At 59.2% G+C, this 11,999-nt stretch carries 11 protein-coding genes; 6 read left to right on the top strand and 5 right to left on the bottom strand.

From position 1 onward, the window contains the following. Positions 1 to 111: 111 nt before the first annotated feature. Both BEQ56_04940 and BEQ56_04935 read right to left on the bottom strand, forming a co-directional pair. The gene (locus BEQ56_04940; protein AOH42876.1) at positions 112 to 432 is read right to left on the bottom strand and encodes a hypothetical protein; all 321 of its coding nucleotides are present in this window, start codon (positions 430 to 432) and stop codon (positions 112 to 114) included. After that, positions 429 to 1,619 carry a hypothetical protein gene (locus BEQ56_04935; protein ID AOH42875.1) on the bottom strand — a complete coding sequence of 397 codons (1,191 nt, stop codon included), beginning with the start codon at positions 1,617 to 1,619 and terminating at the stop codon, positions 429 to 431. The genes BEQ56_04940 and BEQ56_04935 overlap by 4 nt, the downstream gene beginning before the upstream one ends. A 115-nt stretch (positions 1,620 to 1,734) precedes the next feature. Between BEQ56_04935 and BEQ56_04930 the strand changes: the two genes are divergently transcribed. The 6 genes from BEQ56_04930 to BEQ56_04905 all read left to right on the top strand — a co-directional run bounded on the left by BEQ56_04930 (position 1,735) and on the right by BEQ56_04905 (position 7,773). Next, a complete protein-coding gene (locus BEQ56_04930) occupies positions 1,735 to 2,910 on the top strand; it encodes a hypothetical protein (GenBank protein ID AOH42874.1) in 1,176 nt (391 codons plus the stop codon). Between the two features lie 106 nt (positions 2,911 to 3,016). Beyond that, positions 3,017 to 3,442, top strand: coding sequence for a hypothetical protein (locus BEQ56_04925; protein AOH42873.1), 426 nt, complete (start codon positions 3,017 to 3,019; stop codon positions 3,440 to 3,442). A gap of 115 nt (positions 3,443 to 3,557) precedes the next feature. Continuing rightward, the gene (locus tag BEQ56_04920) at positions 3,558 to 5,030 is read left to right on the top strand and encodes a hypothetical protein (GenBank protein ID AOH42872.1); all 1,473 of its coding nucleotides are present in this window, start codon (positions 3,558 to 3,560) and stop codon (positions 5,028 to 5,030) included. After that, positions 5,027 to 6,175 (top strand): hypothetical protein, encoded by a 1,149-nt coding sequence (locus tag BEQ56_04915; protein AOH42871.1) that lies wholly within the window; start codon positions 5,027 to 5,029, stop codon positions 6,173 to 6,175. The genes BEQ56_04920 and BEQ56_04915 overlap by 4 nt, the downstream gene beginning before the upstream one ends. Before the next feature lie 91 nt (positions 6,176 to 6,266). Continuing rightward, on the top strand, positions 6,267 to 7,508 hold the full coding sequence (locus tag BEQ56_04910) for a hypothetical protein (GenBank protein AOH42870.1): 1,242 nt from the start codon (positions 6,267 to 6,269) through the stop codon (positions 7,506 to 7,508). Between the two features lie 13 nt (positions 7,509 to 7,521). Then, positions 7,522 to 7,773, top strand: a complete 252-nt coding sequence (locus BEQ56_04905) for a hypothetical protein (GenBank protein AOH42869.1) — start codon at positions 7,522 to 7,524, stop codon at positions 7,771 to 7,773. A gap of 70 nt (positions 7,774 to 7,843) precedes the next feature. On the opposite strand, the gene BEQ56_04900 is transcribed toward BEQ56_04905, so the two are convergent. From BEQ56_04900 to BEQ56_04890, 3 genes are read right to left on the bottom strand one after another with little or no spacing between them, the layout of a single operon-like run. Then, positions 7,844 to 8,392: a hypothetical protein gene (locus tag BEQ56_04900; GenBank protein ID AOH42868.1), complete on the bottom strand. Its 549-nt coding sequence runs from the start codon at positions 8,390 to 8,392 to the stop codon at positions 7,844 to 7,846. 25 nt (positions 8,393 to 8,417) lie between these two features. Further along, on the bottom strand, positions 8,418 to 9,926 hold the full coding sequence (locus BEQ56_04895; GenBank protein AOH42867.1) for a hypothetical protein: 1,509 nt from the start codon (positions 9,924 to 9,926) through the stop codon (positions 8,418 to 8,420). Positions 9,927 to 9,985: 59 nt separating this feature from the next. Beyond that, positions 9,986 to 11,965 carry a DNA primase gene (locus tag BEQ56_04890; protein ID AOH42866.1) on the bottom strand — a complete coding sequence of 660 codons (1,980 nt, stop codon included), beginning with the start codon at positions 11,963 to 11,965 and terminating at the stop codon, positions 9,986 to 9,988. Between the last annotated feature and the right edge of the window lie 34 nt (positions 11,966 to 11,999).

The following is an 11,999-nucleotide window of genomic DNA, read 5'->3' as shown; positions in this document are numbered from 1 at the left end:
TGCAAGCCCGAAATCCGGTTTCCTCCCGAAAATCATCTTAACCTGAATTATACGGTCTCCCACCGCTCGCCGGAGACGTTCCGCGAAAACACCTGACAGCCCCGCCCGCGCTTATGCCGATGGATGATCCCCCGGCGCGTCCTTCGCCGAATCGGCCGCCTTCTCCGAGGCTTGAGCCGGCTCCCGATCGCGCCCTTCCGAAAGCAGCGACCGATTCTCGCGGACCGGAACGACGCGAACGAACGAAACGCCGAGGCCAGGCTTAACCATCGGCTTAAAAACAAACGTCATTTTCGTGTAAAACGCCAAAGCTTCCGTCAGAACCGTCCGCAGCCTCGGCTCCGGCTCCTCCCGCGCCCGATTAAAAAAGACGGCCCAGGCCCAGAAATACGCGGCAATCGCGCCCGCGCCGGCGATCCAAACCCAACTCATATCCGCACCTCGCTTTCAAGCTCCGTCCGCGCCCATGAATCCACGTTCTCCCGGCGCAGCTCGGCAAAAATTTCTTCGCTGAACCGATCGCGCCGCCAGGGATAATCGCTCATCAGCGCGTCCAGCTCAAGCCGCGTTTCCGGCGCGGCCGCGATAATCCGTTCCATGACGTCCTTCGGTAAAATCACGTCCGACGGCACGTCGTATTTCAGTCCGACGCCCTTCCGCCAGTCGCGCAGCGTCTGCCGCCGGTTGAGAACCGACGGGCTCGGGAGCGGCCGCGCTTCAGGATAAACGAGATCGGCCGTATCGAGCGGCGCACGAAGCGTCCGGAGGAGCGATTTCGCGTGTTTCCGGATCAGGGTCTCCCCCACGCCGCGAATCTTCCGGAGCTCGGCGATCGTCAGCGGACGATGAATCGCCAGTTCGGTCAGGACCTCGTTCCGCGCGATCCAATACGTCGGAAGATCCTCCCGCTCCGCGATCAGCTCGCGCCAGGAGACCAGCGCCTGAAGCCGGATCGCTTCCCGCCTGGTCAGCTCGTTCGGCGTTTTCGCAACGCGCCACCAGGTCGCCTCGTTCGGACGATTCGAGCCGCAGCGCGTTTCGCAGAGATGCAGAAAGTCTTCTTTCGCCAGCTCGCTCAGATCCCGCGCCGAAAGCTCGCCCGCTAAAAGATCGCGGAGCCGCCGAAGGTGCATCGTGTCGCCCGCCGCATATTCGATCATCTTTTCGCTAAGCGGCCGCTTCCCCCAATTCGCTTTCTGATACTTCTTATTCAGCGCGATCCCGAACGCGTTTCCCAGGAGCGAGCCCAGCCCGATTTCCTTATAACCCAAAATTCGCGCGGCGATCATCGTATCGAAAACGTTCGCGAATTCGAAGCCAAAATCGCGTTTCATTCCGAGAATATCGTACTCGCCGGCATGAAAAATTTTTTCTATCCGTTCCGACGCGAAAAGATCCCGAAACGGTTCGAGCGTCTCCAGCCGGACCGGATCCAGAAGGACGTTCCGCCCTCCGGCGCTGAGCTGAACCAGGCAGACCTTCTCGAAATAAACGAAAAGACTATTCGATTCCGTATCGATTGCGATCGAATCCTGACGCTCCGCCCAGTCGACGATCGCGGGAAGCTCCTCGTCCCGATCGATCAGCTCAACCGAATAACCCTGAAACCGTATTTCCATGTCCCGTATTATACCCAATCCTGTTTTCATCGTTCAATTTCTTTCAGGACGATCCCAGCTCAACCTCGATCCACGCCCGAAGCGGCAGGGCATAAAAACTGCACCTGACCATCCAATGAAACGAGTTCAATTTCTCCGCCGCGCGTTTATCGCGGCGCTGATTCTCTGTCTATCCGCCTGTTCGCTGCTGGAAAACGAGGAGAACGCCGCGGTCGAAGCCGAAGCGCTCGCGCTCGTCCGTACGATCCAATCCGAATCCGCCGCCGCCCCGAAGGCCGCGCTTTCCGATCCGGCGCCTGTCGAAATCCCGACCGCCAGCCCGATCCAGCTCAGCGAAGCGCCGGTTGAAATCCCGACGCAGCTTCCAACCCGAATGCCGACGGAGATTCCGACGCAGCCGCCCACCCTGGTCCCGACCGAATTCCCGACGCAGCCGCCTGCCCCGATCCCGACCGAAATCGAGAATGAACTCCCGACCCAGCTTCCCGACCCGTTCGCGGAGCCGGGCCCCGCGAAGACGGACGACTTTCCCCTGTTCGAGGCGCGCGTCATCGATCCGAACGCCTCCGGCCGCGACTGGCGCGAGCTTCCGATCGTCCCGACGGAATTATCCGACGCCGTCCGCGAAATCTATGCGTTCGGCCGGACGCATAGCGGCCGTAATCCGCGCTTTTTCTCGAAAATCGGCGATTGCCAATCGTTCCCGGTCGTCTTCCTCGGCGAATACGACCCCCTCTATATCACGACAGAGCTTCAGCAGGAACATCCCGAACTCAGCGACGCGATTTTCTACTTCGAAGGCTACAACGAGACGAGCTATTCCGTCTTCAACGGCATGAGCGCGGCGTCGGCGCTGACGACGACCTGGTCCGATCCAAGCGCATGTCAGTCCGGCGAATCCGCGATTCATTGCGAGCTGCGCATCCATAAACCGGCGTTCGTCTTCGTTAATATGGGAACGAACTGGAACGTGGGGCAGGATACCGGAATCTTCGCCGAATATCTCGAAGAAATCGTCGTCGAAATTATCAGCACCGGCGCAATCCCGATCCTCTCGTCCAAAACCGATAACATCGAAGGCGACTGGTCGCTGAACGAAATCATCGCCCGGACGGCGAAAAAATACGCCGTCCCTTTTTTCAACGGCTGGCGAACGATTCAGGGCCTTCCCAACCACGGACTGGACCCCGAGCGAAAGAATATTTATATGACGACCGAGGCCTGGAGCTATCGAAGCCTGGGCGCGATGCAGACGCTGAATTTCATCGGGAAAAGCCTCGGAGCGTATTAATGTTGCGGAACGAATCCCCGCCGGTTCTCCGGAAAGGGTTAAAATTAACTGAAAACTAATATATGATGAAAGTCTGAGCGCAGCTGTTCGCGCTTGAGGGGCGCCCATGAACAAATCTTTTTTGATCCTGCTGGTCGTATTCGTCTTGGTTTTCCTGGCTGCGGGCTGTTCCCCTGCGGGACCCGCCGCGGATCCGGGTCCGGAAAAGCCGGCGGAAGAAGCCGCTGTCGTCGAAACGTTTTATAACGCGATCCTGAACCATGACCGCGACGCGATCGCGACGATCGCCTGCGCCGATTGGGAAAAAGAGGGAAAGCGTGAAGTCGACGCGTTCGCCGGAACGACCCCGACGCTCGTCGATTTCGCCTGCCGAGTTACCGAAAAAACGGCGGACGGGAACGGCGCTTCGGTCGCCTGCACCGGGAAGATCGCCGCGTCGTACGGCGCGGAAATCACAGATTTTCCGCTGACCGGCCGCGTTCATTCCGTCGTTCGGGAAAACGGGGAATGGCGGATCTGCGGATTCGAGTAAATCGCTGAAATGCGGGAAAACTGGCTTGCTTTGCTGATAGCCCTATGCGTCATAGGGCTGATTATTTTCTCCGCCGGCGACGCGCCGCTCTGGATTTATCAGGGATTCTAAGCGCATGGAATTGCCGCTGATTTTTGTGCTGATCGCGCTGTTTGTCGGGATACGCCTGATCCGCCGCGAAGAGGCGCGCCGGTTCGCGCTGATCGCGCTCTCGGCGGCTTTTCCGTTTATCTTCCAACCGCTCGTCCCGATCCGGGGCTTCGCGTTCTGGTTCCCGTTCCTGACGCTGACGCTGACGCTGACGCTTTGGGCGATCTTTCGCGAGGCACGTCCGCGGCCGGACGGAGAAACGTCCAAAGCTTCCGTGGACGTCCGCGTGCTGCTCCGCCGGGAACGGCGAACGATCGCGGAGCTCGGCGTCATTCTCGCCGTCGTCGTCCTGATCGCCGCCGCGCGCCTCGTCTCGATCGACGGCTGGCTCCTGAACGCGAAACCGCCGCGCATGGATCAGCTCCTCCTGCCGCTCCTGTCAAGCGCGCTGCTGATCGCCGCTGTCGGACGCGCCGCGAAACGGAACCGCGCCGCCGCCTGCGCCGGCTTCATCGCGCTGATCCTGGCGCTCCTGATCGTTCAGAAATTCGCTCCCGCCGGACGGCTGGTCAGCGTCTGGCTGCGGCTTGGCGTCGGTCAGTCCGGCGAAGAAGCGCTCGCTTCCGACCTGCGCTGGTTCGGATATTCGTATATCGCGTTCCGCTTGCTGTCGATCGCGATCGAAGGCCAGGGCGGACGGAAATTCGCCGCCGGTCCGGGAGAATTCCTTTGCTACGTCTGCTTTCCTCCGACGCTTTCCGCCGGTCCGATCGACCGGTTCGACCGCTTCCTGAAAAACCTGAACGCGCCCGACCGATTCAGCGACGGCGATTTCTACGCCGCGACCGAACGGATCACGCTGGGACTGTTGAAAAAATTTATCCTTGCCGACGCGCTGTCGTATCTTTCGCTCTCCGCGCGAAACGCGGAGCAGTTCCAAAGCGGCCCCGCCGCGCTTATCGCGCTCTACGCATACGCCTTCCAGCTCTATTTCGATTTCGCCGGGTACTCGGATATCGCGATCGGAATCGGCCGGATCCTCGGCGTCCGCGTCCCGGAAAATTTCAACGCGCCTTACCTGAAACGGAATATCGCCCTCTTCTGGAACAACTGGCACATGACGCTCACCGGCTGGATCCGCAGCTACTGCTTCAATCCGCTGACACGCGCGCTCCGCAGGCGAAAACTTCCGCAGAACTGGATCATCGCGATCGGCCAGACGCTGACGATGACGCTGATCGGACTTTGGCATGGCGCGACGGTCAACTACCTGATCTGGGGCCTTTGGAACACGCTCGGCCTGTTTATTCATCAGCTTTACGCCGACGGGCCGGGGAAACGCGTCCAAAGCGCGCTCGCCGAACGGCCCCGTGCCGCCGCCGTCTATAACGCCGCGGCGACCCTCCTGACGTTTCATTTCGTCGCGTTCGGCTGGATCTTTTTCGCGCTTCCGACGATCGATCTCGCGCTGGCGTTTATCGGGAGGCTTTTCGGATGAAAAAACTGCCGCGCGTCTTCTTGAAAGCGGCGCTGATTGCCGCGATCCTGATCGGCATATTCGCCGCCGTCGGGCTGAAACGGCTGGGGGGATGGTCGCTGTATAACCGCCTTTGGCGCGGACGCGACCGCTTCCCGTTCGGCGAAAATCCCGCCGCCGCCTACAATTTCAGCCTTTCCGACCTCGACGCGCTCTTCGCCGCGCATGCGCTTTCCGGCGCGCCCGCCAGGCGCCCGAACGAGCTGCGCGTCGTCGTGATCGGCGACTCCTCCGTCTGGGGAACGCTGCTGCGCCCTGAAGAGACCCTCGCCGCGCGTCTCGACGGAAAAACAATCCATGTCGACGGCGTCGAGCTGACGCTCGACGTCTATAACCTCGGATATCCAACGCTTTCGCTGAGCAAGGACGCGCTGATCCTGAACCGGGCGCTGGCGTATGAGCCGGACCTGGTGATCTGGTCGATGACCTTTGAGTCGTTCCCAATCGACAAGCAGCTCACAACCGCGCTCGTCGCCGACAATATCGCCGAATTCCGCGCAATCGCCCAAACGGTTCCGCTCCCATCCCTCGAAAACGAATTCGCGCGAACCGCGGCGCCGGCGTTCTCGCTGAACCGGATTCGCCGCGAGCTTTTCGACCTGATCCGGCTTCAGCTGTACGGGTTCCTCTGGAGCGCGACCGGCGTCGATCAGGACTATCCGGACGATTACCTTCGCCCGAGAACCGATTTTGACGCCGACGATACGTTCCATGGCGTCAGCGGCGAATACCCGCTGGATCGTCAGGCCTGGGACGTTCTCGACGCCGCCGCGGCGCTCGCCGGCGAAACGCCGATCCTGTTTTTGAACGAACCGATGGTCGTCAGCAGCGGATCAAACTCAAAAATCAGATATAATTTTTACTATTCACGGATCGCTTACGACGCGTGGCGGAGCCGTTGGAATGAAAACTGTATCGAAAAAGGGTGGTTCTGCGTCGACGCCTGGGACGCGCTCCCCGTCGAACGCTTTACCAACAGCGCTATTCATTATGACGGAATCGGCGCGATTGAATTAAGTCAGGTTATAATAAAACGGTTACCGGGATTCATCGATCCGCGCCGCCCGTCCGGAGAAGACACAGGAACGGCTGCGGATTTTCGCTGAAACGCCTGAATGACGAAATGAGAACATGGACCATTATCGGTTAACCCTTCCCCAGCCTTTAAGGCTAAACGCGGCGATCCTTTGTATCGTGATGATCTTCGCGATCCGTTCTTTCGCTTTCGCTGAAAGCCAATCCGAGACCGGGCATATCAAATGGCGCGAGTTATCCGTCCTCCCCGCGGGGATCAGCGAAAGCGCGCGTGAAATCCTGAAAAAGGGTCTGATCAACGGACACAATCCGCATTCCTTCTCGAAAATCGGCGACTGCTACGCGAGTACGTCCTGGTTTATCGCCGACTTCGATCTGGGGAAACAGTATTACAATCTCGGTCCATTCGAGGCCGATTTCGCCCCGGTTATCGAGTATTATCAGGGCTCGTTCGGGACGCACTCGTTAGCCGCGCGCCCAGGATTCACCGCCGCGTCGCTCCTGTCCCCGACCTGGATCAACCCGACCTGCGAGGACTACGACAACCCGCTGAACTGCGAGCTGGCGGCGCAGAATTCCCTCTTCGCGATCTTCTCGATCGGGACCAACGACGCGTTCAATCCGAGCCAGTTCAAAGACAACATGCGTGAAGCGATCGAAACCGCCATCGCGCAGAACCGCCTGCCGGTCCTGATGACCAAAGCGGACGATATCGAGGGGGGCCATCGGATCAACCAGGATATCGCCGATCTCGCGGCCGAATACGAGCTCCCGATCGTTAACTTCTGGGCCGCGGTTCAGGACCTTCCCTTCAAGGGACTCCAGCAGGACGGGATCCACCTGACCTTCTATAAGAACGATTTCAGCGATCCGCGCGCCTACGACGCGGGCTGGACCTTCCGGAATATCTCGACGCTTTACATGCTCCAGCTTATCAAAACGGAAACCGAAGCGCTCCAGCGCGAAATCGAGGAAGAAAAGCGGCATGAGCCGCAGATCAAGTTAGCCAACGCGGTAGGAGAAACCGCCGGTTCAGGAACGGACGAGCTCGCCGGCGACGCGGAAAACATGCAGCCGGACAGGAATAAGGGCGTCGTCATTATCGTCGGCGACGATGAGGACGACGGGACCGTCCAGCCGGTCGCAGATGCGCAGCAGCAGCCCAGCCTGATCGCGATCGTCCGGGAGATCGGCGAATCGTTAGCCGAATCAATTCAGTCCGAAATCAGCCTCCTCAGGAAGCTTCCCCGTTCCGAAGCGACCGCCGAAGCTTACTATCGATACAACCCGATGACGTTTATTCCTGAAGTCCAGGATCAGCTGATCGCGAACACCATCTCATTTTCTCAATACCTGAAATCGAATCAGGAATTCATCCTGATTTGCCCATTGGAAACGAAATAAGGAATCAGACCGCATGAACTTTCAAGAAACGATCGAGCTCCTCAGCGAGCGGATCCTCAGCGATATCCTCGAAACGCCGGAACGGAAACTGACGCCCGATACGCCGCTGATCAGCAGCGGCCTTATCGACTCGTTCCATCTCGTCGACGTCGCGATGACCGTCGAAGAGCTCTTCGGCGTCCGGATCGAAGACTACGAACTGAACGCCGATACGTTCGACACGGTCGAACAGCTCGCTGAGCTCATCCAGAAACGCCGCGGCTGACGTCCGGTCGGTCGCGAAGCCCCCGAACTGATCCGCCCCTCCGCTATCGGGAAAAACGAACCCATCAGCGTTACAGCTCGAAATCGTCCTCCCTCCCCGGCTCGCCCGGACGCTCGTAGCGGATATACGCGTCGACGTCGACGAGACGGAGCGGGATCCCGTCCGAAAAACAGTCGCTGAAAAACCGAACCGCGGGGAGCATCGGCGGAAAAACCCGATCGCCCGGAATGTTTTCGGCGGAGAAAAAGCGGAATCTGCGCTGGCTGCCCTCGATCCGTTCGAGCCGGCCGCGCGTTGACGCAGCCGAAAAAACCGCGTAGATCGGATACACGCGCGCGTCGTCGGTCTCGATGTACCGCTGCGACGCGTCGGAAAAAACGCGGATCAGGTATCCCGCCTCGATCAGGACGCCCGTCTGGTCCAGGACCGTCCGCTGAAGGCAATTCATCATGTCTTCCTCAGGCCGGATCGGTCCGCCCGGGAGCCGCCAATAGCCGTCGTTCTCTCTCTGCGTCATCAGCAAATTCCCCTGCGGATCGGTCAGATACGCCAGCGTCCAAAACTCAACCATCGGAAACGACCCGACAACGCGATGAAAAATTTCCCGATACAGCGCCATGCCTCCGCTCCTCCCGCCCGTTATTTCATGCGTAAAAATCGCGTAAATCCTGCGAATTCGACGGATGACGCAGCTTCCGCAGCGCCTTCGACTCGATCTGGCGGATCCGTTCGCGGGTAAATCCGAGACGTTGGCTGACCGCTTCGAGCGTTTCCTCCTTTTTCCCATTCAACCCAAACCGATACTCTAAAACGGTACGCTCGATATCCGGGAGCGTCTCGATGACTTTCTGAACCTGCTCGGAGAGGAATCCGCTGTCCGCAGCGTTGATCGGTCCGTCCGATTCGGTATCTTCGATAAAATCGCCGACAAAATCGCTGTCGCCGTCGCCGACCGGATGATCGAGCGAAATCGGTTCCGCCTCGGACTGCATCAGCTGCTGGATCCGGTCAACCATCTCCCCCAGCCGCCGCCGCACATCCGGCGCCAGCGCCGCCCCGGTCTTCTTCGCGGATTGAATCGCTTCAATATCCTCGTCGGAAATAAATTTTCCAGCGATAACGATATCCTCGATCGTCGGCTGATGCGAAAGCTGCTGCGTAAGTTCGCGCTGCGTCCGGAGGATTTTCCCGACCGCGTCGACCAAATGCGTAGGGAGACGGATGACGCGCGACTGCTCCGTGATCGCGCGGTTGATCGCCTGCCGGATCCACCAGGTCGCGTAAGTACTGAGACGGAACCCGAGCCGCGGATCATACCTGGTAACGGCGCGCATCAAACCAATATTCCCCTCCTGGATCAGGTCCATGAACGACATGCTGCGGCGCTGATAGCGTTTGGCGATACTGACGACCAGGCGCAGGTTCGACCGAATCAGGACCTGTTCCATCGCGTCGCCCACGGCCTCAACGCATTTCAACCTCCGGATAACCTCCGCCTCCTCCGGCTCACGGGTCAGCAGCTTCTCAAACGCAGCCTCCGCCGTTTCGCCGGCCGCCAACGACGCGCTCAGCTCCGCCAGTGACGCCGCCGGCAGGCAGCAGAACGACAGGAACAAATCGAATAACGGCTCCGCGACCCGCTGCCAGCTTTTCGACTGCCATTCGCCGTTATCCAGATATCCCCGCAGCACCGTCGTCGTCATCCGATCCGGATCGGCGATCAACCGGTCCGCCTCGTCGATCAACGCCAATAAATCCGGCGGCTCCGCCTCCGCCTCATACCCCGACAGCGCGCTCAGGACCTTCTTCCAAAGCTCCGGGAGCGACAACGCGACCGTACGGTAGACTTCCGCCGCGACCGACGCCGAATCCGGACTGTCGAGCTTGCTCTCAATTTTAGCCAGGTAACCGACCGCGGAGACCGCGGTCGCGGCGTAAAATTCCCGCTCCGGGCTTAAAAGCCCGGTCGCTCCGATTTCCTTAAGATAAAGCTCGACCGGATCGTCTCCGGCGATGACGGCGTCGGAAATTTCCGGAATCTCCGCGTACTCCTCTCCAGGCGCGTCGTCCATCGCCCGCTCGCCAACGGATTCGTCGCCGTCGAATGCCTCGATCGCGTCGCGCTCCTCAAACTCGTTCGGTTCAAAGCTCATCTTTCTGTTTCCTCCTGCAATTTTTTCCGCTATGCATAACCCGCGCTGCAGCGAAAGGCCTACGGCTGATCCCGGAAATCCTTATCAAAATCCCCGCGGAAGCGCTTCTCAAGCAGCTTATCGATCAGCTTCCGTCGAAAAAACAGGTCCTTGGACAATTCCGACAGATAGGCCCGCGAAACGCCCTCTTCGCCCGTCGCACCCTCAGGGACCAGATTCATCTCGGACTGCACCGCTCGCTGATCCTGCGTCGTACGATCCCGGCGCAAAACGCCAATCTGACGGACTGTATCGGCCAACAGTTCAGCTCGATTCTCAAACTGTTCTTTCGCTTTGAAAGATTGAATCCATTGAAAAACCGGGACGCAGTCCTCCGACAGCCGGTCGCCAACATACCGGATAATATCCGGTTCAAAATCCTGATTCAGCCCTTCGAAATACAGCGCGGCGATCTCTTTATACCTCGCTTCTTCGAAATCCGCCGGCGAGATCGCCTCCAACCCGACGCTTCGGACGCATCGATCGATCTTCGCCAACCCCTCCGGCGGCGGGAACCCTCGGAGCGCAAACCAAATCAGCGTCGTTTCCTTATTTAAAATGCTTTTTCCCAGATCTATAATTACAAATCCAGATGAACTATCCCCGGTTCCCGGATCGTGCGCGACCTGAGCCGAAGAAGATTTCGTTTTCTTCGGCCTCGGCGCGGAGATCAGGAACCGTACGTCAACGTTCAGAAATTCCGCTAACTGCTGCCGATAGGTTTCGCGCTCGACCGGGTTCGCGACCTCCTCTATCAGCGGCAGGACTTCGTCGGCGATTTCCTGTTTGACCTTCGCGTCGGATAGATTTTTTCCCGCCGCCGCGGTTTCCATTCGGAACGTTACGATCGGCCTGGCGCGCGCTAAAATTTCTTCCCATTCGCGCGCGTCGCGGAGAACAACCTCGTCCGGATCCTGACCCTCGGGAATTTTCGTCACGCGGATATCGGCCTTCAGCTCGTTCTCCTGCCGAATCAGGTCCGTTTCAGAATTCTCGCCCTTGACCGTCGCGCGGATCACGTCGATCCCTTTGATCGTCGCGCTGTCGCCCGCCGCGTCCGCGTCCAGCGCCAGCAGGATCCGCTTTGACTGCCGCGTCAGGAGCCGGACCTGATTCGGGCCGAGCGCGGTCCCCATCGGCGCGACCGTATTCGTGAACCCGGCCTGATGAAGGATAATGACGTCGAAATAACCCTCGACAATGACCGACTGGTCGCGTTCGCGGATCGCCGTCCGCGCCCGATCATAGCCAAACAGCGTCCTCCCCTTATCGAAAAGAACCGTTTGCGGAGAGTTGAGAAACTTCGGGTTATCGTCCGGATTTAAATGCCGCGCGCCAAACCCGATCATTCCCCCCGACGGTTCGCGAATCGGGATCATCAGCCGATTCCGGAAACGATCGTAGATCCGCCCGTTCGGGATCAGCTCGCCGTTCGAGTCGCGCTGCTCGCTGACCATTCCCCCTTCGATCAGCTCTTCGCGCGAATATCCGAGCGACAGGAGCTGCTGGGTCATGCCGTCCCAGCTTCCCAGCGCGTAACCTAATTTCCAGCTCGCGCAGGTCTCCTCCGTAACGCCGCGCCTGCGGACGAACTCGCGGGCCTCCCCGCCCGACGGATGACGGAGCAGCTGCTCATGATAGATCGTCGCCGCCCGCTCCAGCATCTCCTGAAGCCGGGCGCGCTTTTCTTTTTTTACGCCGCCGTCCCTCTGAAACTTTTCGAGCTTGATCCCGGCCCGCTGCGCCAGAAGCTCGATCGCCTGATGAAAATCGAGGCCATCGCGCTTCATGATAAAGCTGACGACGTCTCCCCCCTCAGCGCAGGCCCCAAAACAACGCCACGTCCCCGAATCGGGAAAAACGACGAACGCGGGCGTATGCGTATTCGCATGAAACGGACAGAATCCGATATACGACTTCCCCGTCCGCCTGAGCCTGACCGTCTCCGAAACGATATCGACAATATTGACGCTGTTTTTAATTTCTTCAACCTGAGACATGCGTTAATTCTACAACATTCCGCCCGCGCCCGAC

The organism is Anaerolineaceae bacterium oral taxon 439 (assembly GCA_001717545.1).
In the GTDB taxonomy this organism is placed as follows: Bacteria; Chloroflexota; Anaerolineae; order Anaerolineales; family Anaerolineaceae; genus Flexilinea.
This window is presented reverse-complemented; position numbering and strand designations above follow the sequence as displayed.

What these genes read in the sequence shown, in the direction of transcription:
- BEQ56_04940 (AOH42876.1), bottom strand. Translation starts at nt 432, where the DNA reads ATGAGTTGGGTTTGGATCGCCGGCGCGGGCGCGATTGCCGCGTATTTC.
- BEQ56_04935 (AOH42875.1), bottom strand. Translation starts at nt 1,619, where the DNA reads ATGGAAATACGGTTTCAGGGTTATTCGGTTGAGCTGATCGATCGGGAC.
- BEQ56_04930 (AOH42874.1), top strand. Translation starts at nt 1,735, where the DNA reads ATGAAACGAGTTCAATTTCTCCGCCGCGCGTTTATCGCGGCGCTGATT.
- BEQ56_04925 (AOH42873.1), top strand. Translation starts at nt 3,017, where the DNA reads ATGAACAAATCTTTTTTGATCCTGCTGGTCGTATTCGTCTTGGTTTTC.
- BEQ56_04920 (AOH42872.1), top strand. Translation starts at nt 3,558, where the DNA reads ATGGAATTGCCGCTGATTTTTGTGCTGATCGCGCTGTTTGTCGGGATA.
- BEQ56_04915 (AOH42871.1), top strand. Translation starts at nt 5,027, where the DNA reads ATGAAAAAACTGCCGCGCGTCTTCTTGAAAGCGGCGCTGATTGCCGCG.
- BEQ56_04910 (AOH42870.1), top strand. Translation starts at nt 6,267, where the DNA reads ATGATCTTCGCGATCCGTTCTTTCGCTTTCGCTGAAAGCCAATCCGAG.
- BEQ56_04905 (AOH42869.1), top strand. Translation starts at nt 7,522, where the DNA reads ATGAACTTTCAAGAAACGATCGAGCTCCTCAGCGAGCGGATCCTCAGC.
- BEQ56_04900 (AOH42868.1), bottom strand. Translation starts at nt 8,392, where the DNA reads ATGGCGCTGTATCGGGAAATTTTTCATCGCGTTGTCGGGTCGTTTCCG.
- BEQ56_04895 (AOH42867.1), bottom strand. Translation starts at nt 9,926, where the DNA reads ATGAGCTTTGAACCGAACGAGTTTGAGGAGCGCGACGCGATCGAGGCA.
- BEQ56_04890 (AOH42866.1), bottom strand. Translation starts at nt 11,965, where the DNA reads ATGTCTCAGGTTGAAGAAATTAAAAACAGCGTCAATATTGTCGATATC.